Source organism: Sphingosinicella sp. (assembly GCF_041916975.1).
Taxonomy (GTDB): domain Bacteria; phylum Pseudomonadota; class Alphaproteobacteria; order Sphingomonadales; family Sphingomonadaceae; genus Sphingosinicella.
This window is the reverse complement of sequence record NZ_JAYRYK010000001.1, coordinates 1,938,660-1,964,809: the sequence shown is the minus strand read 5'-3', so window position 1 is coordinate 1,964,809 and position 26,150 is coordinate 1,938,660. Positions and strand designations below refer to the sequence as shown.

Here is a 26,150-nt window from a genome sequence, read left to right as displayed (position 1 = left end):
GCTGTTAGTCCCCCGTAACGCGCACGCTCGAAATGTCGCCCTGTCCGACGGTGGAGGAGGCCATCGCCAGCATCCGTTCCAGCGGCTTCAGCGCCTTCACGCGAATCTCCTCGTCCATCTCGATGACGGGCGAAAGGTCGCGCAGCGCGAGGTAGAGCTTTTCCATCGTGTTCAGCGCCATGAAGGGGCAGTTGTTGCAGCTGCAGTTCCCGTCCGCGCCCGGCGCGCCGATGAAGGTCTTGTGCGGCGCGGCCTTTTCCATCTGGTGGATGATGTGCGGCTCGGTGACGACGATGATCGTCTCCGCCGGGCTTTCGAGCGCAAACTTCAGGATCGCGCTCGTCGAGCCGACGAGATCGGCATGGTCGAGGATATTGCCGGGGCATTCCGGATGCGCGGCGACGGGCGCATCGGGGTGCTGCGCCTTCAGTTTCAGCAGTTCCTTCTCGCTGAACGCCTCGTGCACGATGCACGCGCCCGGCCACAGCAGCATCTCGCGGCCGAACTTGCGGGAAAGGTAGCCGCCGAGGTGCCGGTCCGGCCCGAAGATGATCTTCTGGTCCTTGGGCAACTGGCTGATGATCTTTTCGGCCGAAGACGAGGTGACGATGATGTCTGAAAGCGCTTTCACCGCCGCCGAGCAGTTGATGTAGGTGAGCGCGATGTGATCCGGGTTCGCTTCGCGGAAGCGCCTGAACTGCTCGGGCGGGCAGGAATCCTCAAGGCTGCAGCCCGCGTCCATGTCCGGCAGGATCACGGTCTTCTGCGGGGAGAGGATCTTCGCGGTTTCCGCCATGAAGCGCACGCCGCAGAAGGCGATGACGTCCGCATCCGTTTCGGCAGCCTTGCGCGAGAGATCGAGGCTGTCCCCCACGAAGTCCGCGATGTCCTGGATCGCGGCCTCCTGGTAATAATGCGCGAGGATCACGGCGTTGCGTTCCCGCTTAAGCCGGTCGATCTCGCTCAGCAAATCCTTGCCCTTCGGCAGCTCCGCGCGGCGTGCATCCATGTGGTCGATACTCCTAAAGTCCGTAGCCGCTCTCGTCCGGGAACCGGACGATGACGCGGGCGTCTATCCCTGCGGCGGCAAGCGGGAGCGCAAATCCGCGTTCCACGGCTGTGCGCGCCGAACTTCGCGCGAGTTCTCTCAGAAGGCCGGTATCGGCTTCCTTGAGAACGGCAGCCCTGATCTTGGTGCGGTTGGCGGCGTCGATGACCTCCTCGGCGTTGCCGAGCGCCATCAGGATCGTGCCGCCGCCGTATTCGCGGATGTTCGCCATGTCGACCTGCGGCTCGTCGAGCTGGATGTCGGGCAGGCGCACGGTCATCACGCGCGCGCCTTCATCCCAGACCATGTCGTCGCGGCGCAGCTTCGAATAATCGATGTCGTAGCGGACGGTGGCGGGCACGATCAGCGTCTTTTCCGCGGAGAGGCCGAGCTTCTCGACGCGCGTCGAAACCGCGACCGTGAAGCGCCCGGCAAACACAGTGAGCTTGTTCTGCGCGCGGACCGCGTCGAGGCTGGCGGCGGCGATGGACTGCGCGTCCACCGGCTTGTCGTCGTCGCGGGCAACGAACCACATGGCGAGTGCGCCGAGCAGCAGCCCGGCGAGGAGCGTCAGAACAGTCTTCACGCGGCCTTCTCCCACACGTCTCCGTCCGCGCTTACCACGCCGCGTGCCTGAAGGTCGATGAGATGGGCGAGCACCGATCGACCCGCCGCCGGGTGCAGCCGGGGATCAACGGCTGCATACATGGCGGCGACAAGCGCCGGGATCGTTTTCGGTCCGCCGTCCAGCAGACGCAGGATCTGGCCTTCGCGTTGGCGGCGATGCGCGATGTAGCCGCGCACCAGCCGCTGGGGCTCGGTCACGGGATCGCCGTGTGTCGGGTAATAGATGCGGTCGTCGCGCGTCTGCAGCAGCTTCAGGCTCGCCATATAATCCCGCATATCGCCGTCCGGCGGCGTCACCACGCTTGTCGACCAGCCCATCACGTGATCGCCGGTGAACAGCGCCTTTTCCTCGTGGAGCGCGAAACAGAGGTGGTTCGATGTGTGGCCGGGCGTGTGCACGGCCTCGACGGTCCAGCCGCCGTCCGCCCACGTACCGCCGGGCACCACCGCGCCGTGCGTCAGCACCGTGTCGGGCGCATAGGTCGTATCGAAGGCGGCATCGGTGCGGGGGCCGTCGTCTTCCAGCACCAGCGGCGCGCAGCCGAGCACGGGCGCGCCGGTCTTTTCCTTCAGCCGCACGGCGAGCGGGCTGTGATCGCGGTGCGTGTGCGTCACGAAGATGTGGCTGATCGTCTCGCCTGCTGTCGCGGCGAGGATCGCTTCCAGATGGTCGTCTTCGTCGGGACCGGGGTCGATCACGGCGACCTTGTCGTTCCCCACGATATAGGTGCCGGTGCCGAGAAAGGTGAACGGGCTCGGGTTCCGCGCCAGCACGCGGCGGACGAGCGGCGAGACGCGCTCACTTGCGCCATAGGGCGCTGCGGCAATGGCGGCCTTGATGTCCATCGAACCCCATGTGGCAGCGGCGGTGGCCGCTGCCAAGGGCAGGCGTGCTACAAGGGCACGATCTCGTTGAACGGTGTGTCCTTGTCGGGGCGCAGGTCGCCGGGCAGGCCGAGCACGCGTTCGGCGATGATGTTGCGCAGAATCTCGTCGGTGCCGCCCGCGATGCGGAGGCCTGCCGACCACATGTAGGCGCCCTGCAGGCGCTGGAGCTCGCTGTCCTTTTCGCCCGCCGCGAAGCCTGCGTTTTCGGAAAGTTCGAGCGCGAACGCCGCCATGTCCTGCATCGTCTTGGCGACGACGACCTTGGAGATCGATTGCTCTGCGCCCGGCGTCTTGCCCTGCGACAGCGCGGAAAGCGCGCGCATCTGCGTCAGCTTCACGCCCTCGTCGTTGATGTAGGTGTCTGCGATGCGGGCGCGCACGTCCATGCGTTCGATCGCCGGGCCCTGCTCGGTGTCGATGCCCCGGGCGAGGTCCATCAGCGTGCGCCAGCCCGGCGAGTTGCGCGGCTTGCCGCCCACCGCGAGGCGCTCGTTCATCAGCGTGGTGAGCCCGGCCTTCCAGCCGTCCCCCACCGCGCCGATGCGCCATGCGTCGGGCACGCGCACGCCGTCGAAGAACACTTCGTTGAAGTCCGCGCCGCCCGACATCTGCTTCAAGGGCCGCGCCTCCACGCCAGGCGCGTGCATGTCCACGATGAACATGGTGAGGCCCTTGTGCTTTGGCGCGGCCGGATCGGTGCGGGTGACGATGATGCCGTAATCGGAAAGATGGGCGAACGTCGTCCACACCTTCTGGCCGGTGATCACCCAGTCGTCCCCGTCACGCACCGCCTTGGTTCGGATGCTCGCGAGGTCCGACCCCGCGATCGGCTCGGAAAAGAGCTGGCACCAGATTTCGCTGCCTTCGAGCGCCTTCGGCACGAAGCGTTCGATCACCTCTTTCGCGCCGTGCGTGAACACGGTGGGGATGCACATGCCGAGGCCGATCGAATAGAGGCCGGTTGGCGCGGCGGATTTCGCCTCCTCCTGCCCGAAGATGATCGCGTTCATCGGCCCCAGGCCCTGCCCGCCGAACGCCTTCGGCCAGGTGAGCCCCGCGTAGCCTGCCTCGTATTTCTTCCTCTGCCAGCTTTTCTGGCGCGCGACGTATTCGTCCTGCGATTTCGGCTCGGGGAGGCCTTCGTATTCCTGCGCGGCCTCCGCGATCCACGCACGGACCTTGGCGCGATATTCGGCTTCCTGCGGGGTGTCGTTGAAGTCCATGGTCTCTCTCCCTTCAGGCCGCGGCGCGGTTGCGCTGTTCGAGCGCGCGCACCAGCCGGTCCGCCCAGAACGCGCGGCTGCCGAGCGCGGCGCTGATTTGCCGGGCGCGGCGGTAATAGAACTGGCAGTTCGATTCCCACGTGAAGCCGATACCGCCGTGAAGCTGCACGTTCTCCTCGGCGGCGAAGCGCACCGCGTCGAGGCTCGCCGCGCGCGCGGCGGCGGCGGCGTGACGAAGCTCGTCCGCGTCTGCCGCGAACGCCCAGGCGCCGTAAAGCGCGTGCGCGCGGGCAAGCTCCAGCTTGATGTACATATCCGCGCACTTGTGCTTCACGCCCTGATAGCGCCCGATGCGCTGGCCGAAGGCGACGCGATCCTTCGCATAGCCGACCGCCATCTCCATCGCTGCCCCGGCGGTGCCGATCGCCTCGAAGGCGAGTATCACAGCGGCCCGGTCGATAAAGCGCTGGTAGTCGGCGGATGTGCCGAGCGGTTCGGCAGGCGTGCCGTCGAGCGTGACCGTGCCGTGCTTGCGGACGAGATCGAGCGTCGCAGCGGGGGCGATGTTCGCGTCTTTCAGGTCGACGAGCCAGAGCGCCGGGCCGTCCTCGCCTGCGGCGGTGACCACGGCGAGGTTCGCGGCGAGCGCGTCGGCGACGGGCGACTTGGTGCCCGTGAGCCTGCCGCCTTCGGCGCGGGTCGCGGGGATCGCTGCTGGCGAACTCGCGCCTTCGCCCCACGCGTAGCAGGCGATCGTGCGGCCGTCCGCGATGCCGGGCAGGTATTTTGCCTGCTGCGCTTCGGTGCCCGCGAGCAGGAGCGCCTCGGTGGCAAGCAATGTGGAGATGAATGGCACGGGCGCGAGGCTGCGGCCGAATTCCTCGGCGAGCACGCAGCTTTCCTCGGGCGACAGACCCACACCACCGTGCGCCTCCGGCACGCGCGCGGCGGTGAGGCCGAGGTCGATGACCCGCCGCCACAGAGCCGTGTCGTAGGGCGCATCCGAATCCATGATGCGCCGCGCCGCGTCTGGTCCTGCGTGCTCCGTCAACATGCGCCGGGCGGACTCGCTGAGCGCGCGCGCGTCGTCCGAGAAATCGAAATTCAAGAAACCCTCCCACGGTTATTGCCCGAAGCATGTGCCGCGGAGGCTGCGTGCGCATCCCGTGACTTGTGAGAGGCGGCTATTTCCGAGAGAAAAGCGCGTCCGCGGCGGATTTCACACTTCCCGCTTCGGTAAGCTTGGCGCGCGTCCGCCCGATCTCCGCCTCGAGCGCGGTGATGCGTTCCCTGAGTTCGTCCTGTGACAGCGGCCCGAGATCCTGCCGCGTGAGCAGGGTCAGCGGATCGTCTTTCGTTTTCGGCAGAAAATCGTCGTCCATAGGGTTAACCCGTGTCTGGAATGGCCGCGCAATCTGCGCTAGAGGGGCGCCGCGAACAAGGGGGAGGGTGACGTCATGGCCGGGGTTCCAAAGGACATGATCGCGATCGATCCCGAAGGCCCCGGCGGCCCGGAAGTGCTCGTTCCCGTCCGCCGCCCCGTGCCCTTGCCGAAGGACGGCGAGGTGCTGGTGAAGGTCGCCGCCGCGGGGGTGAACCGGCCGGACGTGCTGCAGCGCCTCGGCCTCTATCCGATGCCGCCCGGCGCGCCCTCGATTCCGGGGCTGGAGATCGCGGGCGAAATCGTCGCGGTGGGCACTGGCACTGGCCGTTTGCAGATCGGCCAGCAGGTGTGCGCGCTCGTCGCGGGCGGCGGCTATGCGGAGTATTGCATCGTGCCCGAAGGCCAATGCCTGCCGGTGCCCGATGGCCTGTCGCTTGTCGAAGCGGCGAGCCTGCCCGAGACCTATTTCACGGTGTGGTCCAACCTCTTCGAACGCGGCTACGGCGCGCCGGGCGAAACCGCGCTCATCCACGGCGGCACCAGCGGCATCGGCGTCACCGCGATCCTGCTCTGCAAGGCGTTCGGGCTCACGTCGATCGTCACCTGCGGCAGCGCGGAGAAATGTGCGGCCGCGCTGGCGCTCGGCGCCGATCACGCGATCGATTACAAGGCGCAGGATTTCGTTGCCGAGGTCGCCGCGATCACGGGTGGGCGCGGCGTCAATCTCGTACTCGACATGGTGGGCGGTGACTATCTCGCGCGCAACGTCAAATGCCTCGGCGAGAGTGGACGGCACGTCTCGATCGCATTCCAGCGTGGGATCACGGGCGAACTCGATCTCGGCGCAGTGATGCGCAAGGGGCTGATCCTTACCGGATCGATGCTGCGCCCCCGCAGCGTTGAATATAAATCGCTGCTTGCCGACAGCCTCGCCGCCGATGTGTGGCCGCTGTTCGCGAGCGGCGGGCTGAAGGCTGTCGTCGACCGTGTCTTCCCGCTGGAGGCAGCAGCGGACGCGCACCGTTATCTCGAATCCGGCGAACACGTGGGCAAGGTCGTACTGGAGATCGCGCATGGACAGGCTGACGCTGCATGAAGACCCGGTTTCGGGCAATTGCTACAAGATCCGGCTGACGGCCGCACATCTTGGCTTCCCGCTGGAGCGCAGGCTCTACGACATCCGCAAGGGCGAGACGCGAACGCCCGCCTATCTTTCCACGGTGAACGCGAACGGCCGGGTGCCCGTGCTGCAGGTCGGCGACCGATATTTGCCGGAATCGAACGCGGCAATCTTCTATCTCGCAAAAGGCTCGGCACTGATCCCGGCGGACCGCTGGGACGAGGCGGACATGCTGCGCTGGATGTTCTGGGAGCAATACAACCACGAGCCCAACATCGCGACGCTACGCTTCTGGCTCGCATATGTCGGGCGCGATGCCCTCTCGGACGCACAGCGTGCACAGATCGACGGCAAGCGCGCAGCCGGCGAGGCCGCACTTAAACTGATGGATGAGCATCTGACGCATCGCCAGTGGTTTGTCGGGAGCAGCATCAGCCTCGCCGATATTGCGCTCTACGCCTACACGCACGTATGCGAGGAAGGCGGCGGATTCGATCTTACGGGCTATCCGCGCGTGCAGGGATGGCTCGCGCGCGTGGCCGGTCTACCGGGGCATATCCGCATCGATTCCTGATACGATTCCGACCCTCATCTTTGCCGCGACTCGCGCAAAACCTTCATAATTCGGCCTGCAAACCGTAACGCAATGACGCGATACGCTGGCGCGCAAACAGCCGTCCGCCAGTGGAGGTCGACTTGAATATGTTTGCGCCCGGCGAATTCGTCGAACGTGTCGCGACGCTTCGGCCGAGTGAGCCAGAAGTCCGCAAGAGCGATCGCCGCCGTTACCGCACGATCTGGATTTCGGATGTGCATCTCGGCACGCGCGGCTGCAACGCCGAACTGCTCATCGATTTCCTCGACAGTGTCGATTCCGACACGCTCTATCTCGTGGGCGATATCATCGACGGCTGGCGGCTGAAGAAGAGCTGGTATTGGCCAGCGAAGCACAACGATATCGTGTGGCGCCTGCTGAAGCGCGCCAAGCGCGGCACGCGCGTCATCTACATTCCCGGCAATCACGATGAAGTGTTCCGCCAGTTCACCGGGCTCAGCTTCGGCGGCGTTGAGATACGGTCGAAGGCGATCCACGAGACTGCCGACGGCCGCCGCCTGCTGGTGCTGCACGGCGACGAGTTCGACGCCGTGGTGCTCTACGCGCGCTGGCTCGCCTTCCTCGGAGACGCCGCCTACGAGATGCTCATGCGGCTGAACATGCTGGTCAATAAGGTGCGAGCGCGCCTTGGCAAGCCCTACTGGTCGCTTTCCAAGCACGCCAAGCACAAGGTTAAGAACGCTGTGGAGTTCATCAGCCGCTTCGAGGAGGCGGTGGCCAAGGCGGCAGGGGACCGCGGCCTCGACGGTGTCGTCTGCGGCCATATCCACACCGCCGAGGAGCGGATGTTCGGCGACGTCGTCTACTACAACGACGGCGACTGGGTGGAGGGATGCACTGCGCTCGTTGAGCACTTCAACGGCGAGATGGAGATTCTGCACTGGGCCGACGAGGTGAACGGGCGCGTGCTTCCCATGCAGCAAGCAAACGCGGCCTGAGCCCGTTTCCATGCGCATCGCGATCGTCACGGATGCGTGGGAGCCGCAGGTGAACGGCGTGGTGCGCACGCTGCAGATGGTACGTGGGGAGCTGGAGCGCGCCGGGCACGACGTGCTGGTGCTTTCGCCCAATGCGTGGCCGTCGCTGCCCTGCCCCGGCTACGGCGAAATCCGGCTGGCGCTTGCCACCACCGGCCAGGTCGGGCGGCGTTTGCGTACCTTCGGCGCCGACGCCATCCATATCGCCACCGAAGGCCCGCTTGGGCTCGCTGTGCGGCGCTGGTGTCTGCGCGCAGGTTTTCCGTTCACGACGGCCTATCACACGCACTTCCCGGACTATGTATCGGCGCGCACGGGGCTTCCGGCGGCATGGTTCTGGCGGTACGAGCGCTGGTTCCACGGCCCCGCCGCGAGCGTTCTCGCCGCGACGCCGAGCCTGCGCCGTCAGCTCGCCGCGCAGGGCATCGGCCCCACGGCGCCGTTCGGACGCGGTGTCGACCTTGCGAACTTCTCGGCGGATAGCGCGCCGCACGCGGCCTATGCGGCGCTGCCCCGGCCCATCCAGCTTTATGTGGGGCGCGTTGCGGTGGAAAAGAACATCGGGGCGTTCCTCGCCACGCGTCATCCGGGCACGCGCGTTGTGGTGGGTGACGGCCCGGCGCGAAAGGCACTCGAACGGCAGTTTCCCGATGCGATCTTCCTCGGCGCGCTTCGCGGTGCGGCGCTCGCTTCGGCTTATGCAGGCGCTGATGTGTTCGTGTTCCCAAGCCGCACTGACACGTTCGGTATGGTGCTGATCGAGGCATTGGCCTCCGGTGTTCCCGTGGCGGCCTATCCCGTGCAGGGGCCGATCGACATCGTGACGCCGGAGACGGGCTGTCTCGATGAAGACCTCGACGCCGCCATCACCGGCGCGCTCGGCAAGGATCGCGCTGCGTGCGCTGCTTATGGCCGCAGTTTCAGCTGGGAACGCGCCGCGGCGGAGTTCTGCGGCGCGCTCGTGCCGCTAAATCCCTTGATCGCGGCTTGAGCCGTGCCTATAGTTTAAGCGTACCGGCCGCCCCCCAAAGGGCGGCCCTTTTATTTCGCTCTTTCGAGAAAAGGCGTAGCTGCCATGGCCCAGAACTACCCGCTGATGCCGCACGCGACCGCTGCATGGCTGGTCGACAACACGGCGCTCACCTTCTCACAGATCGCCGATTTCTGCGGGTTGCATGTGCTCGAAGTGCAGGCGATCGCCGATGAGACGGCGTCCGCGAAGCATATCCCGCGCGATCCGATCCGGGCCGGCGACCTGACGCAGGCCGAGCTCGACAAGGGTCAGGCGAATCCTGCGCACAGCCTCGTGCTGCAGAAGGGGCCGGAGCAGCAGCGCCGCACTAAGGGGCCGCGCTACACACCGGTATCGAAGCGGCAGGACAAGCCGGACGGCATCGCCTGGATCGTGCGCAACCACCCCGAGATCACCGACGCGCAGATCTCGCGCATCATCGGCACGACGAAGACGACGATCTCCGCGATCCGCGACAAGACGCACTGGAACATCCAGAACATCACGCCGAAAGACCCGGTGACGCTCGGCCTCTGCTCACAGCGCGAACTCGATGCGCTCGTCGCGGTGGCGGCGAAGAAGGCGGGTATCGAGCGCGTCGACATGACGTTCGATCACGACCGCGACGAACTTCTGGAAGAGCTGCGCAAGGAGCGCGCCGAAGCGGCCCGCGCCGCGCAGGAAGCGCTGGACGACGCCGATCAGGGCTGACGTTTCCGTGAGGTCGATGCGGCGTGCCGTGCGGCCTAAGCCGAAGACGACATGAAGGCCGACTCTTCCATCGGCGACGCATCGCTCGCGGACCACGCGCTTCCGCCCGACGAGGGTGAGGAGCGGCGCGGCCTCTTCTATCCGCTCGGCCGCTGGGTGCCGGCTTCGGGCAAGCTGCACGAGGTCGCGACCGGCGTGTTCTGGCTGCGTATGCCGCTGCCGATGAGCCTCGACCACATCAACCTCTGGGTGCTGGATGACGGCGAGGGCTGGGCGATCGTCGACACGGGGCTCAATACCGAAGGCTGCAAGAGCGTGTGGCGCGAACTGCTCGCTGGGCCGCTGGCGGGGCGGCCGATCACGCGGGTCATCGTCACGCACTATCACCCCGACCATCTCGGGCTTGCGGGCTGGCTGACCTACAAGAGCGGGGCGCCGCTGCTGATGGCGCGCACCGAGTATCTGATGGCGCGGATGCTGACGCTCGATATCGCCGATGCACCGCCGGAACAGGCTGTCGACTTCTACCGTGCCGCCGGGTGGCCTGATGAGGCGCTGGACACGTTCCGCGGACGCGGGTGGGGCCGCTTTGCCCGCGCCGTTTCGCGCCTGCCCTCGAGCTTTATCCGGATCGCCGATGGCGACGTGCTGCGCATCGGGGAGCGGGCTTGGCGGGTGGTCGTCGGGCGCGGGCATACGCCCGAGCACGCCTGCCTTGTCGCTGATGACGATGGACTGATGATCGCCGGCGATCAGGTGCTGCCGCGCATCACATCGAACGTGTCAGTGTATTCGACCGAGCCCGAGGCCGACCCGCTCGGCGACTGGCTTGCGAGCATCGAGAAGCTGCGCGGCCTCGATCAGGAGCTTTACGTGCTGCCCGCGCACAACGAACCGTTCCGGGGGCTGCACGCAAGGCTCAACCAGCTTGAGGCCGATCACCATCAAAAGCTCGATGCGCTGGAGGCGTTCATCGCGGTGCCGAAGCGCGCGCATGATTGCTTCGAGGTGCTGTTCCGCCGTCCGGTCGGCGACGACGAGATCATGATGGCGACGGGCGAGACGCTGGCGCACCTGCATTATCTGGAGCGGCGGGGCCGTGCCGTGCGCGCACGGACGGACGGGGTGGACTGGTATCGTGCGGCCTGAAGTGAGGGCGGTGCTCTGGGATTTCGGCGGGGTGATCACGTCATCGCCGTTCGAGGCATTCAACCGATACGAGGCGTCTCGGGGTTTGCCGCGGGACAGTATCCGGCGGATCAACGCGGCGGACCCCGACCGAAACGCCTGGGCGCGGCTCGAACGCAGCGAGATTGACGCAGACGCCTTCGATGCGCTGTTCGCCGAGGAGGCCGCGGCGCAGGGGTATCGGATCGCGGGGCGCGACGTGCTGAGCCTGCTTGCGGGGGATATCCGCCCGGCGATGGTGGCAGCGCTCGATACGCTGACGGCGGCGGGTATTCGCATCGGCTGCATCACCAACAATGCCAAGGTCGGGCGCGGGGCGGGCATGGTGGCCGATCCCGAAAAGGCGCGCGCCGTCGAAGCGATTTTGGCGCGGTTCGAGCATGTGATCGAAAGCGCGAAGGTTGGCGTGCGCAAGCCCGATCCGCGCATCTACCAGATGATGTGCGACGCGCTGGGCGTGGCGCCGGAGGCGTGCGTGTACCTCGACGACCTCGGCATCAACTGCAAACCCGCCGCCGCGATGGGCATGGCGGCGATCAAGGTGACGAGCGAAGCGCAGGCGCTTGCCGACCTCGCGCGGCTCACCGGCCTCGAATTCCCGGGATTTTCAGCGAAAGTTCAGACACAGGCGCTATAGTCGCGCCAAACGCACTGCGGGAGAGGACGATGCCCGGCGGCATGGATTGGATGCAGGCATACGGCCACCCGGTGCCGTGGGATCTGAAGCTGGAGCCGATGCCTGTACACCGGATTCTGGAAGATGCCGCGGCGCGCACGCCGGACGCCGCCTGCATCGATTTCCTGGGGCGCATCTATACCTATGCCGAGATCGCGGAGGCGGTGAACAAGGCGGCGCGGGGCTTCCAGATCCTCGGCGTGCGGCGCGGCATCAAGGTGGGGCTCTTCCTGCCGAACTGCCCGCAATACGTGATCGCTTACTATGCGATCATGAAGGCGGGTGGCACGGTGGTGAACTTCTCGCCGCTCTACACGGCGGACGAGCTTCGCCATCAGGTGGAGGACAGCGAGACCGACATCATGGTCTGCCTCGACGTCGCGCAGCTTTACCCGACGATCGCGGAGGTGCTGGAAAGCTCTCGCCTGCGCTGCCTCGTCGTCGGTTCGCTCGCCGACGTGCTGCCCGCCGGCAAGGCGCTGCTCTACCGCGTGTTCAAAAGCCGCGAGCGCTCGAAGGTGAAGGCGGACCTGCGCCATATCCGTTTTTCCAGCCTGCTCGAAAACGAAGGGCTGGAGGACGCGCCCGAGATCGACGTGCACGCCGATATCGCGCTGCTGCAATATACGGGCGGCACGACGGGAACGCCGAAGGGCGCGGTGCTCACCCACGCGAACCTTTCGATGAACGCGCAGCAGGTGCAGGCGATCGACCCCGAGCCCGACATCGAGGACCGCATCCTCGGCGCGCTGCCGCTGTTCCACGTGTTCGCGAACACCTGCGTCCTCAATCGCACCGTGCTGCGCGGCGGCGAGATGGTGCTGCTGCCGAAGTTCGAACTGGTCCTTGCGCTGAAGACGATCCAGAGCCGCCGCATCACCGCGCTGCCCGGCGTGCCGACGATGTACCAGGCGTTCCTCGACAGCCCGAAGATCGAAAAGTTCGACCTGACCTCCGTGCGGGCGTGCATTTCGGGCGGGGCGCCGATGCCCGCCGAACTCAAGGCGCGGTTCGAGGCGAAGACGCAGGCGAAGCTGGTGGAGGGCTACGGGCTCACCGAAAGCTCGGGCGTCGTTTCGGTGAACCCCTACGAGACGGGCGGCAAGCCCGGATCGATCGGCCAGCCGCTGCCCGGCACGCGCATCGTCATCGTCGACAAAGAAGACCCTTCGAAGCCGCCGGCGGAGGGCGAACCCGGCGAGATCACCGTGGCGGGCCCGCAGATCATGCGCGGCTACTGGAAGAAGGACGCGGCGACCGCCGAGGCGTTCATCGATGGCCGGCTGCGCACCGGCGACGTCGGCTACATCGACGCGGACGGCTACGTCTATGTCGTCGACCGCCTGAAGGACATGATCGTCGTGGGCGGCTTCAAGGCGTTCCCGAGCCAGCTCGAAGCCGTGCTCTACAAGCACGAGGCGGTGAAGGAAGCGCTCGTGATCGGCGTGCCCGATCCCTATCTCGGCGAGCGGCCGAAGGCGTTCGTGACGCTGATGCCCGGCGCGGACGTGACGGAGAAGGCGCTGCTCGATTACCTCAATGGGCACGTCGGCAAGCATGAACGCGCGGTCGCGGTCGAGATCCGCGAGAGCCTTCCCAAGACGATGATCGGCAAGCTTTCCAGAAAGGAACTGGTCGCCGAGGAGCGTGCCCGCTACGAAGCAGCCCGGATGGCCAGCTGAAGGGGGCCAGTTGAAGGGAGAAAGCATGTCGCGCACGCTTTATGGATACTGGCGCTCGTCGGCATCCTATCGGGTCCGTATCGCGCTGAACCTCAAGGGACTCGATTACGAGAGCAAGGGCATCGATCTGCGCACGGGCGCGCAGGGCGGCGTCGGCTTCAAGCTGCTGAACCCGCAGGGCTTCGTGCCCTATTTCATCGACGGCGACGTCGGGCTCAACCAGAGCCTCGCCATCATCGAATATCTGGACGAGACGTATCCCGAACCCGCGCTGCTCTCCGACGATCCCGTGAAGCGCGCGCGCATCCGCGCCGCCGCGCAGATCATCGCGTGCGATATCCACCCGATCGATAATCTTCGCGTGCTGAAATACCTCAAGAACCAGATGGGGCAGGAGCAGGAGGCGATCGACGACTGGTATCGCCACTGGATCGAAGAAGGTTTCCAGCCGCTCGAGGAGATCGCGGAAGGATCGCCCGGGCCGTATCTGCTGGGCGATCAGGTGACGCTCGCCGACGTGTGCCTCGTGCCGCAGATGTACAACGCGCGGCGGCAGCGCACCGACCTTTCGCGCTTTCCGACGCTGGTGGAGATCGACAAGGCCTTGATGAAACTGCCCGCGTTTCTTAACGCTCGCCCAGAGGCGCAACCGGACGCGGATAGCTGAGCATGGCATATTGGCTGGTGAAGACCGAGCCCACGAAGTGGAGCTGGGACGATCAGGTGAAGGCGAAACGCACGCACTGGAACGGCGTGCGCAACGCGCAGGCGCTCGGCAACATGCGCGCGATGAAAAAGGGCGATCTCGTGCTCTTCTACCATTCGGTGGAGGGCAAGGAGATCGTGGGCATCACGAAGGTGGCGGCGGAGTTCTACCCCGATCCCGACGATGAGAAGTCCGGCCTCGTCGACCTCGAAGCGGTGAAGCCGCTGAAGACGCCGGTGACGCTCGCGGCGTTGAAGGCCGATGAGCGGCTGAAGGATATCGCGCTCATCCGCCAGTCGCGGCTTTCGGTGATGCCGATCGACGAGACGACGTGGAGTATCATCTCGAAGATGGGCGGGCTCTGATGCTCCTCCCCCTGTAAGGGGGAGGTTGGGTGGGGGTCGATGGCGAACGCTGTGGCCGTGACCCTCCCCAACCCCTCCCTTTCAGGGAGGGGCTAACGAGAACGGCTCTTACTTCCCCGGTGCATTCCTGTAATCGAGCGGCGGGGTGCGGTCGCCGACGAGGGAGCGGTAGACGAAATCGGGGCCGCGCCGGTCCTGGAATTCGGCTTTTGCGGCGGCGATCAGGTTGGGTTTCTGGAACAGGTCGATCGCGGTGAGCGCCAGCACTTTGGCGGCGTTCTGCATTCCCTTCATGCCGATTGAGGTGCCGCCTGCCGCCACGGCCTGCCAGCTGTGGGCGGGCGTGCCGGGCACCCATGTCGCGGTGGAGAAGCCTGCGGTGGGGACCGTCCATGACACGTCGCCAACATCGGTGGAGCCCGCTTCGTGGCTTTCCGTCATCGGCTCGACGAGGGCGGCGTCGGAGAGTTTCGCCTTCGTCTGTCCGAGCGTGGGCGTGATCTTCTGCGCGAACGCGACGTCTTCGGGGGTATAGAGTACGCCGCCGACTTCGGTCAGCTTCGAATGGACCAGCGTTTGCAGCGTGCGGTTCGGGAGCAGCGGCAGCGCGCCGTGGATCACTTCGTAGTCCACGGTGGTGCCCGTGCCGAGCGCGGCGCCTTCAGCCGTCTTCACCAGCCGTTCGAATGTCTCGCGGACCACTTCGGCATCCGGGTTGCGCACGTAATAGAAGGATTCGGCGAAATCCGGCACCACGTTCGGGGCGTTGCCGCCCGCCGTGATGACATAATGCATGCGCGATTTCTCGGGCATGTGCTCGTGCATCATGTTCGCCATCACGTTCATCGCCTCGACGCCGTCGAGCGCGGAGCGGCCGCGCTCCGGCGCGCCCGCGGCGTGCGCCGAAATGCCGTGGAAGCGGAACTTGGCGGACTTGTTGCTGTTCGAGGTCTGAACATTGGCGCTGTTCTCCGACGACGGATGCCAGTGCAGCGCGATGTCGACATCGTTGAACAAGCCTTCGCGCACCATGTAGACCTTGCCCGCGCCGCCTTCCTCGGCGGGCGTGCCGTAGAAGCGGATCGTGCCCTTCGTGCCGCTCGCCTTCATCCAGTCCCGGACCGCGATGGCGGCGGAGGCGGAGGCGACGCCGAACAGGTGGTGCCCGCAGCCGTGCCCGGCGGATACGTCACTGCGTATGGTCTTCGTGGGGTCGGCGGTCTGGCTGAGGCCGGGGAGCGCATCATATTCGCCCATGATGCCGATGACGGGACCCGCGCCGTTCGACCAGGTGGCGGTGAACGCCGTGGGTGCGCCCGCGACACCCGCCTTCACCGTGAAGCCCGCGTCCTTCAGCCGCTTCTGCAGCAGCGCCGACGAACGCGTCTCCTGATAGCCGACCTCGGCAAAGCCCCAGATGGCTTTCGCGGCCGCTTCGTTCGCGGCGCGGTCGGCATCGATGCGGGCGAGTGCGGCATTGGCTTCGGCGGCGGCAGCAGCGGCGCTCGGGGCGGCGGCGAGCAGCGCGGCGGCGAGGATCGATTTCAGCATGAGTTCCCTTCTCTGGCCCTGATTCTTTTTGCTCTGATCGGATTTAGATTTTGAATTCATATTCTATTTCATTTTTGATTGCCGAGCGCGACCATAATCGACTGTGAGGCGAGCGCCAGTGTTGACCGGGGGCAAAGAGCGGCCTAGCCGCTCGGAGCATGTATTTCGTCTCCGACAACGCCGCCGCCGCCTGCCCCGAGGTGATCGAAGCCGTCCTCGCCGCGAACAGCGGCATCGCGGGCACGTATGACAACGACACGCTGACGCAGCGCCTCGATCGCGTGTTCAGCGCTTTCTTCGGGCGCGAATGCCGCGTCTTTGCCGTGGGGTCGGGAACCGCGGCGAACTGCCTTGGGCTTGCCGCGATGGTGCCGCCGTGGGGCGCGATCGTGTGCAATCGCGAGGCGCATATTCAGGTCGATGAGGCCGGGGCGCCGGCCTTCTTCAGCGGCGGTGCGGCGCTGATCCTTGCCGAAGGCGATGCCGCCAAGCTCTCGGTCGAGGGCGTGCGCGCGGCGGTGGCCGGGATGCGCGGCGACGTGCATCAGGTGGTCCCCTCCGTGCTTTCGATGACGCAGGCGACCGAGTACGGCTGCGTCTACACGCCCGACGAGGTTGCGGCGCTTGGCGACGAGGCGAAGCGGCAGGGCTGGCGGCTTCATATGGACGGCGCACGCTTCGCGAACGCGCTCGTTCACCTCGGCTGCGCGCCCGCCGACATCACGTGGCGGGCAGGCGTCGAGATGCTGAGCTTCGGTTTCATCAAGAACGGCGGCATGTCGACGGAGGCGATCGTGGTGTTCGATCCGGCGCTCGCCGAAACGCTGCCGCACAGGAAGAAACGCGCTGGCCAGATGCCCTCCAAGGGCCGCTATGCCGCCGCGCAGCTTCTGGCAATGATCGAAACGGGCGCGTGGGAACGCAACGCCCGCGCCGCGAACGTCGCCGCCGCCCGCATCGGCGCGGCCGCCGGTGACAGGCTGATCTATCCGGTACAGGCGAACGAGGTGTTCGTGCGCGCTTCGCCGGAGGACTCCGCCGCGCTGCGCGCGAAAGGCTTCGAATTCTATGACTGGGCGCCGGGCGAGATCCGGCTGGTGACCGCGTGGGACACGCCCGAGGCGCATGTGCAGGCGCTTACCGCCGCGCTCACCGGGCTGTGATGCGCGCCAGCGTTTCCCGCGTCGTCCTGCCGTTCGCGGCAGTCACGCTGATCTGGGGGACGACCTGGTATGTGATCAAGACGCAGCTTGGCGTCGTGCCGCCGCAGTGGTCCGTCACCTATCGGTTTGCCGTTGCCAGCCTGCTGATGTTCGGGGCGTGCCTCGTCATGCGGCGAACCCTGCGCTTCCCGCTGTCCGCGCACGGATTTTTCCTGCTGCTCGGGCTCTTGCAGTTCGCCGGCAATTTCAACTTCGTCTACCAGGCGAGCCGCAGCGTCACTTCGGGGCTGATCGCAGTGGTGTTCGCGCTGCTCGTGGTGCCGAACACGCTCTTTGCACGCCTGTTCCTGAAACAGCCGATCAGCGGCCGCTTCATGGTCGGCGCGGGGCTTGGCATCGTCGGCGTCGCGCTGCTGTTCGAGCGGGAACTGACGGAGACGGGGTGGAGCAGTGCGTTCACGACCGGCCTCGCGCTCACCGGCTGCGCCGTTATCCTCGCTTCGATTTCGAACGTCATGCAGGGGACCGCACGCGCACGCAGCTATGACATGTTCGGAATGCTCGCCTTCGCGATGGCCTATGGCACGATCATCGATGCGGGCATCGCCTGGGTGACGAGCGGGCCGCCCGTCGTGGAATGGACGCCGGTCTATGTCGGCGGCGTCTTCTATCTCGCCGCCTTCGCCTCGGCGCTCGCCTTCCTGCTCTATTTCAACGTCATCCGCATCATCGGGCCCGCGTGGGCCGGTTATACGAACGTGCTCATTCCGTTTATCGCGATGACGATCTCGACGTTTCTGGAAGGCTATCGCTGGACACCGATCGCCGCGGCGGGGGCGGTGCTCACCATCGTCGGTCTCCTCATCGCGCTCCGGGCACGCAGCGTACCTGCGGGAACCGCCGCGGCGGGCGGCACGACGGGACGCAGCTAGCCCGACTGCGACGGGTCCGTGATCGGGCCGGCGAGTTCACGCGCGGTGGGTAGGCGAAGGCCGGGCAGAACGGCGGTCTGCCGCTCCACCATGCGGTGCACGCGCGGCGGTTCCGCGCCCGTGTGCAGCGCGCGCAGGCGGTGGATATTTTCAGCATCCGCCTTCGTGCGGCGCTGGTTGTGGCGGATGTAATCGAGCCATGTGGGCACGTGATAGCGTTCGACCCAGAGTTCGGGATCGCCGAGATCGCGCAGCAGAGTCCAGTGCCGGGCACCGTCGCGCATACGAATGCGCCGCCGCTCGTTCATCACGGTCAGAAACTCGCGGATGCTCGCCTCGGGAATGCGGTAGTCGATCGTCACCACCACCGGGCCGGTGCGGGGCTCGACCGGGACGGCGACTTCCGGCTCCGTCCAGCGCGCGATCGGATCGAGATCGAGGTCCTTCACCTCCGGCAGCGGGCGCGCCCAGCCGAGGAGGAGGCCGAGGAGGAGGAGCACGGCCGAGACCATCAGCGAGGTGCGCACGTCCGCCATCCCCGCGAGCTCACCGAACACCCAGCTGCCGATCGCCATGCCGCCGAACGCCCACATCTGATAGAGCGCGAGCGCGCGCGCCACGACCCAGCGCGGCGCCGACATCTGCACGGTGACGTTGAATGTCGATAGCGCGAGCACCCATCCACCGCCCGCGAGGAACAGCCCCACCATGGTGAGCGGCATCGCGGGGCTGAACGCAGTGATCGCCGTTCCGGCCGCGAACGCTGCGATGGCGATGCGGACAATCCATTCGCTCGAATGCGTGCTGCGCAGCCGTCCGCTCGAAAGCGCGCCGCCGATCGCGCCGATGCCGAATGCGCCGAGCAGAAGCCCGTAGGTGAAGGCGCCGCCCGAAATCAGGTGACGCGCGACGACCGGCATCAGCGCGGGTACGGCACTCGCGGCGAGGCCGAACACGGCCGAGCGCAGCAGCACGGCGCGCAGCGTCGGCGACATGGCGACGTATCGGATACCTGCCGCCATCGCATCGAGCAGGCCTTCGCGCGGCAGCGTTCGCGGCGGGCGTTCGGGCCGCCAGCGGGACAGCACGGTGATGAGGCCGATGTAGCTTACCGCGTTCACGGCGAATGCGGCTGCCGCGCCGGCGGCCGACACGATCGCACCGCCGATCGCGGGGCCGAGGCTGCGCGCGATGTTGAAGTTCATCGAATTGAGCGCGACCGCCCCCGGAAGCGCGGCGCGGGGCACCATGTCCCCCACGGAGGCCTGCCATGCCGGGCCGTTGAGCGCTGTGCCGCAGCCAATGAGGAAGGTGAAGGCGAGGAGCAGCCACGGCGTGATGAGACCCGCCCACGTGCACACGGCAAGCCCCACGGACACCGCGAGCATGAAGCCCTGCGCGGCCAGCATCACCAGCCGCCGGTCGCGGTTGTCGGCGATCGCGCCTGCCGCGAGCGACAGCAGCATGATCGGTAGCGTCACCGACGATTGCACGAGTGCGACGAGCGCGGGTGAGGTGGTGAGCGTCGTCATCATCCACGACGCGCCGACCGACTGGATCATGCCGCCGAAGTTTGAAACGATGCTGGCGATCCACACCGTTCGGAAGATCGGGATGGCGAAGGGGCGCGTGGCGGCGGGATCGTCGAGACTGTCGGGCATAATGCGGAACGCGGCCACTATGGACGCCTAACGCATGTCCCGACAATGTCTAAGTGCGGGATCAGGCTGCTGTGCGGTGGCCGAGATCGCGGCAGATGCGCCAGAGCGTTTCGGGGGTGGCGGGCATGTCGACGTGCGTGCCGTCGAGCGCGTCGACGATGGCATTCATGATCGAGGGCATGGCGCCGATCGTGCCGGCCTCGCCGCAGCCCTTGGCGCCGAGCGGGTTGTTCGGGTTCGGCACGGGCCGGGAGGCGAAGGCGATGCTGCGGGGCATGTCGTCGGCGCGGGGGATGCCGTAGTCCATGAAGCTGCCGGTGAGGAGCTGGGCGCTTTCGTCGTAGACGACGTTTTCGAGAAGCGCCTGCCCCAGCCCCTGCGCGATGCCGCCGTGTACCTGGCCCTCGACAAGCAGCGGGTTCACCAGCGTGCCGAAATCATCGACGATGCTGTAGCGCGCGACGCGCACGCGGCCGGTTTCGGGATCGACCTCCACCTCGGCGACATGGCAGCCGTTGGGGAAGGTCGGCGTCGGCTTCTCCTTCGCGTAGCGTGCGCGCGTGTCGAGCGCCTGCGGGTGGCGCGCGGCGAGTTCGGTGAGGCTCATCGTCGTGTTCGAACCGCGCGCGCGCAGTAGGCCGTCACCGAAATCGACATCCTCGCCGAGATCGGCGCGGGCGAGGTCCAGCGCCTTGTCGATGATCGTGGTCGCGGCCTCGATCAGCGCGCCGCCGCCCCACACCATCGAGCGCGAGCCGCCGGTGCCGCGCCCGACCTCGAGGCGCGCCGTGTCGCCCTGCACGATACGCACCTGCCCCATCGGTACGCCGAGCCGTTCGGCGAGTACCTGTGCGTAGGACGTTTCGTGGCCCTGCCCGTTGGACTGCGTGCCGACCGCCGCCTCGATCGTGCCGTCGGCGAGAAAGCGCACGTCCGCGAATTCGTCGAGATCGCCGCCGCCCGCGATCTCGACATAGAAAGCTGCGCCGCGCCCGTAGCGCAGCCCGCGCGCCTCCGCCGCTGCACGGCGCGCGGGAAAGCCGGTCCAGTCGGCCTTTTCGAGCGCGGCATCGAGCAGCGCCGGGAAGTTGCCGACATCGAAGGTGAGGCCGAGGCCGTTGGCGTGGGGAAGCTCGTCCGGGCGCAGCAGGTTGCGGCGGCGGAGGTCGCCCGCGTCGCGGCCGGTTTCGCGCGCCGCCGTTTCGATGAGCCGCTCGACGAGGTAGGTCGCCTCCGGGCGCCCGGCGCCGCGATAGGCATCGACGGGTGCGGTGTTGGTGACGACGCCGTGCACATGATTGTGGATCGCCGGGATGCGGTAGACGCCGCCGATGATACGCCCGCCCGCCATCGTCTGGATCGCCGGGCCGAACTGGGCCTGATAGGCGCCGAGATCGGCCCAGCTTTCGACCGCGAGCGCGAGGATATTGCCATCGGCGTCGAGCGCCAGCGTCGCCTCCGACACGACGGCGCGGCCATGCGAGTCGGTCTGAAAGGCGTCGGAGCGCTCGCCGGTCCACTTCACGGGGCGCTTCAGACACTCGGCGGCATGGAGGACGAGGCCGTATTCGGGGTAGAGGAACACCTTCATGCCGAAGCCGCCGCCGACATCGCCGGTGACGACGCGCAGCCGCTCCGGCGGGCACTTTAGAATCTCGCGGCTGAGCGTCTTGTGCATGGCCGCGACGCCCTGGCTGCCGACGGTGAGCGTGAGGCCGGTATCGTCCGACCATTCGGCGAGCGCAGCGCGGACCTCCATCGAGGTGGGCGCGACGCGGTTCTGCACGATACGCAGGCGGGTGACGTGGGAGGCCCCGGCGATGGCCGCGCGGGTGGCGCTTTCATCGCCGACGTTCCAGTCGAAAACGCGATTGTCCGGGGCGCTTTCCCAGATCGCCGGCGCGCCGGGCGCGAGTGCGGCATCGAGCGTCGCGGCGGCGGGCAGCTCTTCGTAGTCGACGATGACGGCCTCGGAGGCCGCGCGCGCGGCGATGCGCGTTTCGGCGACCACGAACGCAACGCCGTCGCCGACGAAGCGCACGATGTCCTTGGTCAGCAGCGCGCGGTGCGTTTCGATCCGGCCGGGGAGCGGCACGAGGCAGGGGATCGGGCCATAATGCGCGATGTCCTCCGCCGTGTAGACGGCAAGTACGCCGGGCATGGCGCGCGCGTCCGCCGTGTCGATGCCGAGGATGCGCGCGTGGCCGTAGGGCGATCGTACGGTCACGCCGTAAGCCGTACCCTCGGGCTGGAAATCGTCGGTGTAGCGGCCGCGTCCGGTGAGCAGCCGTTCGTCTTCCACCCTGCGGGGCGACTGGCCGACGCCGAATTTCATAGGCACTCCTCCCGAAGACAGGCGCGAAGGCCGGATCGATAGTCAGGATAGCGAAGCCGGATGCCGAGGTCGCGCTTCATCTTGCCGTTCGCGACGCGGCGGTTCTCCGCATAGAAGGCGCGTGCCTGCGGCGACAGCGCAGCTTCGGCGAGCGGAACGAGCGGCGGCAGCGCCGCGCCTGCGAGGCGGCAGGCGAACGCGGTGACGGCGTGGCCGGGCGCGGGGAGATCGTCGGCAATGTTCCAGACGCCGGGCGGCGCGGCGAACGCGGCGATCACGGCGGCGGCGATGTCGTCGACATGGATGCGGCTGAACACCTGCGCGCCGGCATCGATGCGTTGGGCTTTCCCCTCGCGCACGCGATCGAGCGCGGAGCGGCCGGGGCCGTAGATGCCGGGCAGGCGCAGCACGCGCGCGCCGATCTTCTGCCATGCGAGATCGGCTGCGGTGCGCGCGCTGCGGCGGCCATGTCCGACGGGCGCGGTCTCGTCCACCCATGCGCCGCCGGTGTCGCCGTAGACGCCGGTGGAGGAGAGATAGCCGAGCCATGCGCCGGAGGCAGCGAGCGCGGCGTTGTGCCGCGCGAGTACGGGGTCGTGATCGGCATCCGGAGGGACGGAGGACAGAATGTGCGTCGCGGCCGCGATGGCGTCCGCCACGGCGGGGTCATCCGCCGCGAGGACGCCTTGCCGCGCGGTGCGTCCCGTGCCGGTCACGGTCCAGCCCTCGCGCTCCATCGCCGCGCGTAGGCGCGTGCCGGTGTAGCCCTGACCGAGGATCAGCAGATGAGGCATCGCACTCTCCTAGCGTGCGCGGAAGCCGCTGGCGATTCGGCTGATCGCTCACTATGTCCCTGTCTATGGAAGCACGCAGCGAAACCCCAACGATCACCCGCCGCGAGGACTATGCGCCGCCGGCATGGCGCATCCCCGACATCAGCCTCGCCTTCGATCTCGATGCGGACCGCACGCGCGTTCGCGCGCTGCTGAAGGTGGAGCGTGCGGGCGAAGGACCGCTTGTGCTCGACGGCGACGATCTCGCGCTGAAATCCGTTGCCGTGGATGGGCGGGTGCTTGGCGAAGGCGATTATACGCTTGCGGACGGCAAGCTCGTGATTCCGCTTTCGGCGGATGCCGCAAGCGTGGAAACGATCGTGGAGGTCGCACCCGCCGCGAACACAAAGCTGATGGGGCTCTATGCCTCGGGCGGCAATCTCTGCACGCAGTGCGAGGCCGAAGGCTTCCGCCGCATCACCTTCTTCCCGGATCGACCCGACGTGCTCAGCCGCTATTCGGTGGAACTGCGGGCGGACAAGGCGCGCTATCCCGTGCTGCTTTCGAACGGCAACCCCGTTGCGTCGGGCGATCTTGCCGATGGCCGCCACTTCGCGCGCTGGGACGATCCGTTCCCCAAGCCCTGTTATTTGTTCGCAGTCGTCGCGGGCGATCTCCGCGCGCTCGAAGACAGTTTCGAGACGATGTCTGGCCGACACGTGAAGCTCGGCATCTGGGTGCGCGCCGCCGACGTGGAGAAGTGCCGCCACGCCATGCAGGCGCTGAAGGACTCGATGCGCTGGGACGAGGTGCACTACGGGCGCGAATACGACCTCGACGTGTTCAACATCGTCGCCGTCGACGACTTCAATTTTGGCGCGATGGAGAACAAGGGCCTCAACGTCTTCAATTCGAAATACATCCTCGCCGACGCGGAAACCGCGACCGACGCGGATTTCGACGCGGTGGCGGCGGTGGTGGCGCACGAGTATTTCCACAACTGGACGGGCAACCGCATCACCTGCCGCGACTGGTTTCAGCTCAGCCTCAAGGAAGGCCTCACTGTCTTCCGCGACCAGAGCTTCAGCGCCGACATGGGCAGCCCCGCCGTGAAGCGCATCGAGGATGTGCGCGCGCTGCGCGCGGCGCAGTTCCAGGAAGACGCGGGTCCGCTCGCGCATCCGGTGCGGCCGGAGAGCTACATCGAGATTTCGAACTTCTACACGGCGACCGTCTACAACAAGGGCGCCGAGGTGATCCGCATGGCGGCGACGCTGCTGGGGCCGGAGAATTACCGGAAAGGCACCGACCTTTATTTCGCGCGCCACGACGGCGAGGCTGCGACGGTCGAAGACTGGGTGAAGGCGCTGGAAGACGGGGGCGGCGCCGATTTCGGTCAGTTCCGCCTGTGGTATTCGCAGGCCGGGACACCGACCGTGACGGCGGACCTCGCCTATGATGCGGCAGCGAAATCCGCGACGCTGACGCTGGTGCAGGCGGTGCCCGACACGCCCGGCCAGTCGAAGAAGGCGCCGATGCACATTCCGCTCAGGATTGCATTGTTCGGGCGGGAGTCGGGGTCGCTGCTCGGGCCGGAACAGCTCTTCCAGCTTCGCTCGGCGAGCGCGACGATGACGTTCGAGAATGTCGCCGAGCCGCCGGTGCTGTCGATCAACCGCGGTTTCTCGGCGCCCGTGACCGTCGAGACGAAGCGCAGTGCCGCAGATTTCGCGTTCCTCTCCGCGCACGACGACGATCCGTTCGCGCGCTACGAGGCGATGCAGCAATTGATGATGGACCGGCTGGTCGACGCCGTGAAAAACGGCGCCACCGATGCCGCGCCGCTCGTCGAGGCGGTGAGCCGCACGCTGAAGAACCAGGCGCTCGACCATGCCTTCATCGGCGAATCGATCCTGCTGCCGACCGAAACGATGGTTGCCGAACGTCTCGGCGCAAACGTCGCCCCCGATGCGGTGCACACCGCGCGCGAAGGATTGCGGCGCGCGCTGCTGAAGGGCGTGGGCCGGGAGACGTGGACGGCGCTCCACGCCAGCCTGTCGGACGGCGGGCCTTATGAATTGACGCCGGACGCCAAGGGACGACGACGGCTCAAGAACGTCGCGCTCGGCTATCTGTTCGCGGATGCGGACGAAGCGGCAGTCGCGGCGGCGGAGGCGCAGTATCACGCGGCGACGAACATGACCGACCGCATCGCTGCGCTCGGCCTGCTCGTCGATGCGGATGCCCCGGCGCGCGAACGTGTGCTGCAGGACTTCTATGACCGCTTCAGAGGCGATGCCCTGGTGCTCGACAAGTGGTTCACCGCGCAGGCGATGGCGACGGGGGAAGACGCGCTCGAAAAGGCGATCGCGCTTGCCGCGCATCCCGACTTCACGATCCGCAACCCGAACCGCTTCCGCGCGCTCGTCGGTGCGCTCGCGATGAACCAGTTCGTGTTCCACCGGAAGGACGGCGCCGGTTACCGCTTCGTCGCGGACAAATTGCTGGAGGTGGACGCGATCAATCCACAGACGGCGGCGCGCTTCATTGCGCCGTTCGGCCGCTGGCGGCGCATGGAAGACGCGCGCGCGACGCTGATGCGCGCCGAACTCGAACGCATCGTCGGGGCACCTGGCGTCTCCCGCGACACGTTCGAGATGGCGTCGAAAAGCCTCGCTTAGGAGGCGGGCTTCACGAACTTCAACGTCATGCGGTCGGATTCGCCGATCGCGGTGTATTTGGCGCGGTCGGTGTCGCCCTCGCGGAAATTGGGCGGCAGCGTCCACACGCCCTTCGGCCAGTCGGCGGTGTCCTTCGGGTTGGCGTTCACATCGGATTCGCCAGCGAGTTTGAAGCCCGCCGCCTCGGCGAGCGCGACGATGGTCGAACGCTTCATGTAGCCAGAGGACTTCATCGTCTCGTCTGGCCGATCTTCCGGCAGGCGATGCTCGACGACGCCGAGCACGCCGCCCGGCTTCAGCGCCTTGTAGAACGCCTTGAAGGCATCGCCTGCGAAATCGGCCATGTACCAGTTGTGGACGTTGCGGAAGGTCAGCACCATGTCGGCGCTGCCTGCAGGGGCGAGGCTGTCGTAGTGGTCCTTGCCGAACTTCGTGACCTCCACGGCCTTGTAAACCGGATTCGAGCCCAATTTTGTCTGATACGCCGCCAGCGACTTCGCGGCGTATTCGCTTGCCTCAGGAATGCCATGAGCGGCGTAGAGCTTGCCGTGCTCCGAGAGGATCGGTGCTAGCACCTCCGTGTACCAGCCGCCGCCGGGCGCAACCTCGACCACCGTCATGCCCGGCGTGAGGCCGAAGAACGCCAGCGTTTCGGCCGGGTGGCGATATTGATCGCGCGCGCGGTTCGCCTCGCTGCGGTGTGCGCCCGCGAGTGCGGCGGCATAGTCCGGCGCGGCGGGGGCGGCCTGGTGGCTGTGGTCGTGCTGCGCGGCGGCGGGTGCGGCTGCTGCCGATACGAGCGCGGCGGCAAGAATGGTGCGGATCATCGGA

At 66.9% G+C, this 26,150-nt stretch carries 24 protein-coding genes; 13 read left to right on the top strand and 11 right to left on the bottom strand.

Annotation, left to right across the window (positions count from 1 at the left end):
* Positions 1–4: 4 nt before the first annotated feature.
* From nadA to ACE3TJ_RS09220, 6 genes are all read right to left on the bottom strand, one after another.
* A complete protein-coding gene (gene nadA / locus ACE3TJ_RS09245; RefSeq protein ID WP_374595812.1) occupies positions 5–1,009 on the bottom strand; it encodes a quinolinate synthase NadA in 1,005 nt (334 codons plus the stop codon).
* A 13-nt stretch (positions 1,010–1,022) separates the two neighbouring features.
* Positions 1,023–1,634 (bottom strand): DUF4230 domain-containing protein, encoded by a 612-nt coding sequence (locus tag ACE3TJ_RS09240; protein WP_374595811.1) that lies wholly within the window; start codon positions 1,632–1,634, stop codon positions 1,023–1,025.
* Complete coding sequence (locus ACE3TJ_RS09235; RefSeq protein WP_374599372.1) at positions 1,631–2,521, bottom strand: MBL fold metallo-hydrolase; 891 nt, start codon at positions 2,519–2,521, stop codon at positions 1,631–1,633. Before ACE3TJ_RS09235 ends, ACE3TJ_RS09240 begins: the two co-directional genes overlap by 4 nt.
* 47 nt (positions 2,522–2,568) lie before the next feature.
* Positions 2,569–3,786, bottom strand: a complete 1,218-nt coding sequence (locus ACE3TJ_RS09230) for an acyl-CoA dehydrogenase family protein (RefSeq protein WP_374595810.1) — start codon at positions 3,784–3,786, stop codon at positions 2,569–2,571.
* 13 nt (positions 3,787–3,799) lie between these two features.
* Positions 3,800–4,894 carry an acyl-CoA dehydrogenase family protein gene (locus tag ACE3TJ_RS09225; RefSeq protein ID WP_374595809.1) on the bottom strand — a complete coding sequence of 365 codons (1,095 nt, stop codon included), beginning with the start codon at positions 4,892–4,894 and terminating at the stop codon, positions 3,800–3,802.
* A 76-nt stretch (positions 4,895–4,970) separates the two neighbouring features.
* Positions 4,971–5,168 carry a DUF1192 domain-containing protein gene (locus ACE3TJ_RS09220; protein WP_374595808.1) on the bottom strand — a complete coding sequence of 66 codons (198 nt, stop codon included), beginning with the start codon at positions 5,166–5,168 and terminating at the stop codon, positions 4,971–4,973.
* 75 nt (positions 5,169–5,243) lie between these two features.
* Between ACE3TJ_RS09220 and ACE3TJ_RS09215 the strand changes: the two genes are divergently transcribed.
* From ACE3TJ_RS09215 to ACE3TJ_RS09170, 10 genes are all read left to right on the top strand, one after another.
* Entirely contained in the window at positions 5,244–6,266 is a 1,023-nt protein-coding gene (locus ACE3TJ_RS09215; protein WP_374595807.1) for an NAD(P)H-quinone oxidoreductase, read from the top strand.
* Positions 6,244–6,864, top strand: a complete 621-nt coding sequence (locus tag ACE3TJ_RS09210) for a glutathione S-transferase family protein (protein WP_374595806.1) — start codon at positions 6,244–6,246, stop codon at positions 6,862–6,864. Before ACE3TJ_RS09215 ends, ACE3TJ_RS09210 begins: the two co-directional genes overlap by 23 nt.
* 128 nt (positions 6,865–6,992) lie before the next feature.
* Entirely contained in the window at positions 6,993–7,844 is an 852-nt protein-coding gene (locus tag ACE3TJ_RS09205; RefSeq protein WP_374599370.1) for a UDP-2,3-diacylglucosamine diphosphatase, read from the top strand.
* Between the two features lie 10 nt (positions 7,845–7,854).
* A complete protein-coding gene (locus ACE3TJ_RS09200) occupies positions 7,855–8,874 on the top strand; it encodes a glycosyltransferase family 4 protein (RefSeq protein ID WP_374595805.1) in 1,020 nt (339 codons plus the stop codon).
* Positions 8,875–8,979: 105 nt separating this feature from the next.
* Positions 8,980–9,606 (top strand): cell cycle transcriptional regulator TrcR, encoded by a 627-nt coding sequence (locus ACE3TJ_RS09195; protein ID WP_374599368.1) that lies wholly within the window; start codon positions 8,980–8,982, stop codon positions 9,604–9,606.
* A gap of 51 nt (positions 9,607–9,657) precedes the next feature.
* Complete coding sequence (locus ACE3TJ_RS09190; RefSeq protein ID WP_374595804.1) at positions 9,658–10,755, top strand: MBL fold metallo-hydrolase; 1,098 nt, start codon at positions 9,658–9,660, stop codon at positions 10,753–10,755.
* 1 nt (position 10,756) lies between these two features.
* The gene (locus tag ACE3TJ_RS09185; RefSeq protein WP_374599366.1) at positions 10,757–11,431 is read left to right on the top strand and encodes an HAD-IA family hydrolase; all 675 of its coding nucleotides are present in this window, start codon (positions 10,757–10,759) and stop codon (positions 11,429–11,431) included.
* Between the two features lie 29 nt (positions 11,432–11,460).
* On the top strand, positions 11,461–13,152 hold the full coding sequence (locus ACE3TJ_RS09180; RefSeq protein ID WP_374595803.1) for a long-chain fatty acid--CoA ligase: 1,692 nt from the start codon (positions 11,461–11,463) through the stop codon (positions 13,150–13,152).
* Between the two features lie 25 nt (positions 13,153–13,177).
* The gene (gene maiA, locus ACE3TJ_RS09175) at positions 13,178–13,819 is read left to right on the top strand and encodes a maleylacetoacetate isomerase (protein WP_374595802.1); all 642 of its coding nucleotides are present in this window, start codon (positions 13,178–13,180) and stop codon (positions 13,817–13,819) included.
* 2 nt (positions 13,820–13,821) lie between these two features.
* The gene (locus ACE3TJ_RS09170; protein WP_374595801.1) at positions 13,822–14,223 is read left to right on the top strand and encodes an EVE domain-containing protein; all 402 of its coding nucleotides are present in this window, start codon (positions 13,822–13,824) and stop codon (positions 14,221–14,223) included.
* Positions 14,224–14,331: 108 nt separating this feature from the next.
* Here ACE3TJ_RS09170 and ACE3TJ_RS09165 read toward each other — a convergent pair whose 3' ends face one another.
* Positions 14,332–15,774 (bottom strand): amidohydrolase, encoded by a 1,443-nt coding sequence (locus ACE3TJ_RS09165; protein WP_374595800.1) that lies wholly within the window; start codon positions 15,772–15,774, stop codon positions 14,332–14,334.
* Positions 15,775–15,932: 158 nt separating this feature from the next.
* On the opposite strand from ACE3TJ_RS09165, the gene ACE3TJ_RS09160 reads away from it, so the two are divergent.
* Entirely contained in the window at positions 15,933–16,937 is a 1,005-nt protein-coding gene (locus tag ACE3TJ_RS09160) for a low specificity L-threonine aldolase (RefSeq protein WP_374595799.1), read from the top strand.
* Entirely contained in the window at positions 16,937–17,869 is a 933-nt protein-coding gene (locus ACE3TJ_RS09155; RefSeq protein ID WP_374595798.1) for a DMT family transporter, read from the top strand. Before ACE3TJ_RS09160 ends, ACE3TJ_RS09155 begins: the two co-directional genes overlap by 1 nt.
* Here the strand turns inward: ACE3TJ_RS09155 and ACE3TJ_RS09150 are convergent.
* The 3 genes from ACE3TJ_RS09150 to ACE3TJ_RS09140 all read right to left on the bottom strand — a co-directional run bounded on the left by ACE3TJ_RS09150 (position 17,866) and on the right by ACE3TJ_RS09140 (position 22,659).
* Positions 17,866–19,530: an MFS transporter gene (locus ACE3TJ_RS09150; RefSeq protein ID WP_374599364.1), complete on the bottom strand. Its 1,665-nt coding sequence runs from the start codon at positions 19,528–19,530 to the stop codon at positions 17,866–17,868. The two genes, ACE3TJ_RS09155 and ACE3TJ_RS09150, sit on opposite strands and share 4 nt — an antisense overlap.
* Before the next feature lie 61 nt (positions 19,531–19,591).
* A complete protein-coding gene (locus ACE3TJ_RS09145) occupies positions 19,592–21,865 on the bottom strand; it encodes a xanthine dehydrogenase family protein molybdopterin-binding subunit (protein ID WP_374595797.1) in 2,274 nt (757 codons plus the stop codon).
* Positions 21,862–22,659 carry an SDR family NAD(P)-dependent oxidoreductase gene (locus tag ACE3TJ_RS09140; RefSeq protein WP_374595796.1) on the bottom strand — a complete coding sequence of 266 codons (798 nt, stop codon included), beginning with the start codon at positions 22,657–22,659 and terminating at the stop codon, positions 21,862–21,864. Before ACE3TJ_RS09140 ends, ACE3TJ_RS09145 begins: the two co-directional genes overlap by 4 nt.
* A gap of 53 nt (positions 22,660–22,712) precedes the next feature.
* On the opposite strand from ACE3TJ_RS09140, the gene pepN reads away from it, so the two are divergent.
* The gene (pepN, locus tag ACE3TJ_RS09135) at positions 22,713–25,319 is read left to right on the top strand and encodes an aminopeptidase N (protein ID WP_374595795.1); all 2,607 of its coding nucleotides are present in this window, start codon (positions 22,713–22,715) and stop codon (positions 25,317–25,319) included.
* On the opposite strand, the gene ACE3TJ_RS09130 is transcribed toward pepN, so the two are convergent.
* Positions 25,316–26,146, bottom strand: a complete 831-nt coding sequence (locus ACE3TJ_RS09130; RefSeq protein WP_374595794.1) for a class I SAM-dependent methyltransferase — start codon at positions 26,144–26,146, stop codon at positions 25,316–25,318. The two genes, pepN and ACE3TJ_RS09130, sit on opposite strands and share 4 nt — an antisense overlap.
* Between the last annotated feature and the right edge of the window lie 4 nt (positions 26,147–26,150).

Excerpts from the sequence above, each read along its gene's own strand:
- nadA (WP_374595812.1), bottom strand. The coding sequence starts at position 1,009 with ATGGATGCACGCCGCGCGGAGCTGCCGAAGGGCAAGGATTTGCTGAGC.
- ACE3TJ_RS09235 (WP_374599372.1), bottom strand. The coding sequence starts at position 2,521 with ATGGACATCAAGGCCGCCATTGCCGCAGCGCCCTATGGCGCAAGTGAG.
- ACE3TJ_RS09230 (WP_374595810.1), bottom strand. The coding sequence starts at position 3,786 with ATGGACTTCAACGACACCCCGCAGGAAGCCGAATATCGCGCCAAGGTC.
- ACE3TJ_RS09220 (WP_374595808.1), bottom strand. The coding sequence starts at position 5,168 with ATGGACGACGATTTTCTGCCGAAAACGAAAGACGATCCGCTGACCCTG.
- ACE3TJ_RS09215 (WP_374595807.1), top strand. The coding sequence starts at position 5,244 with ATGGCCGGGGTTCCAAAGGACATGATCGCGATCGATCCCGAAGGCCCC.
- ACE3TJ_RS09210 (WP_374595806.1), top strand. The coding sequence starts at position 6,244 with ATGGACAGGCTGACGCTGCATGAAGACCCGGTTTCGGGCAATTGCTAC.
- ACE3TJ_RS09205 (WP_374599370.1), top strand. The coding sequence starts at position 6,993 with ATGTTTGCGCCCGGCGAATTCGTCGAACGTGTCGCGACGCTTCGGCCG.
- ACE3TJ_RS09200 (WP_374595805.1), top strand. The coding sequence starts at position 7,855 with ATGCGCATCGCGATCGTCACGGATGCGTGGGAGCCGCAGGTGAACGGC.
- ACE3TJ_RS09195 (WP_374599368.1), top strand. The coding sequence starts at position 8,980 with ATGCCGCACGCGACCGCTGCATGGCTGGTCGACAACACGGCGCTCACC.
- ACE3TJ_RS09190 (WP_374595804.1), top strand. The coding sequence starts at position 9,658 with ATGAAGGCCGACTCTTCCATCGGCGACGCATCGCTCGCGGACCACGCG.
- ACE3TJ_RS09180 (WP_374595803.1), top strand. The coding sequence starts at position 11,461 with ATGCCCGGCGGCATGGATTGGATGCAGGCATACGGCCACCCGGTGCCG.
- maiA (WP_374595802.1), top strand. The coding sequence starts at position 13,178 with ATGTCGCGCACGCTTTATGGATACTGGCGCTCGTCGGCATCCTATCGG.
- ACE3TJ_RS09170 (WP_374595801.1), top strand. The coding sequence starts at position 13,822 with ATGGCATATTGGCTGGTGAAGACCGAGCCCACGAAGTGGAGCTGGGAC.
- ACE3TJ_RS09165 (WP_374595800.1), bottom strand. The coding sequence starts at position 15,774 with ATGCTGAAATCGATCCTCGCCGCCGCGCTGCTCGCCGCCGCCCCGAGC.
- ACE3TJ_RS09160 (WP_374595799.1), top strand. The coding sequence starts at position 15,933 with ATGTATTTCGTCTCCGACAACGCCGCCGCCGCCTGCCCCGAGGTGATC.
- ACE3TJ_RS09155 (WP_374595798.1), top strand. The coding sequence starts at position 16,937 with ATGCGCGCCAGCGTTTCCCGCGTCGTCCTGCCGTTCGCGGCAGTCACG.
- ACE3TJ_RS09150 (WP_374599364.1), bottom strand. The coding sequence starts at position 19,530 with ATGCCCGACAGTCTCGACGATCCCGCCGCCACGCGCCCCTTCGCCATC.
- ACE3TJ_RS09145 (WP_374595797.1), bottom strand. The coding sequence starts at position 21,865 with ATGAAATTCGGCGTCGGCCAGTCGCCCCGCAGGGTGGAAGACGAACGG.
- ACE3TJ_RS09140 (WP_374595796.1), bottom strand. The coding sequence starts at position 22,659 with ATGCCTCATCTGCTGATCCTCGGTCAGGGCTACACCGGCACGCGCCTA.
- pepN (WP_374595795.1), top strand. The coding sequence starts at position 22,713 with ATGTCCCTGTCTATGGAAGCACGCAGCGAAACCCCAACGATCACCCGC.
- ACE3TJ_RS09130 (WP_374595794.1), bottom strand. The coding sequence starts at position 26,146 with ATGATCCGCACCATTCTTGCCGCCGCGCTCGTATCGGCAGCAGCCGCA.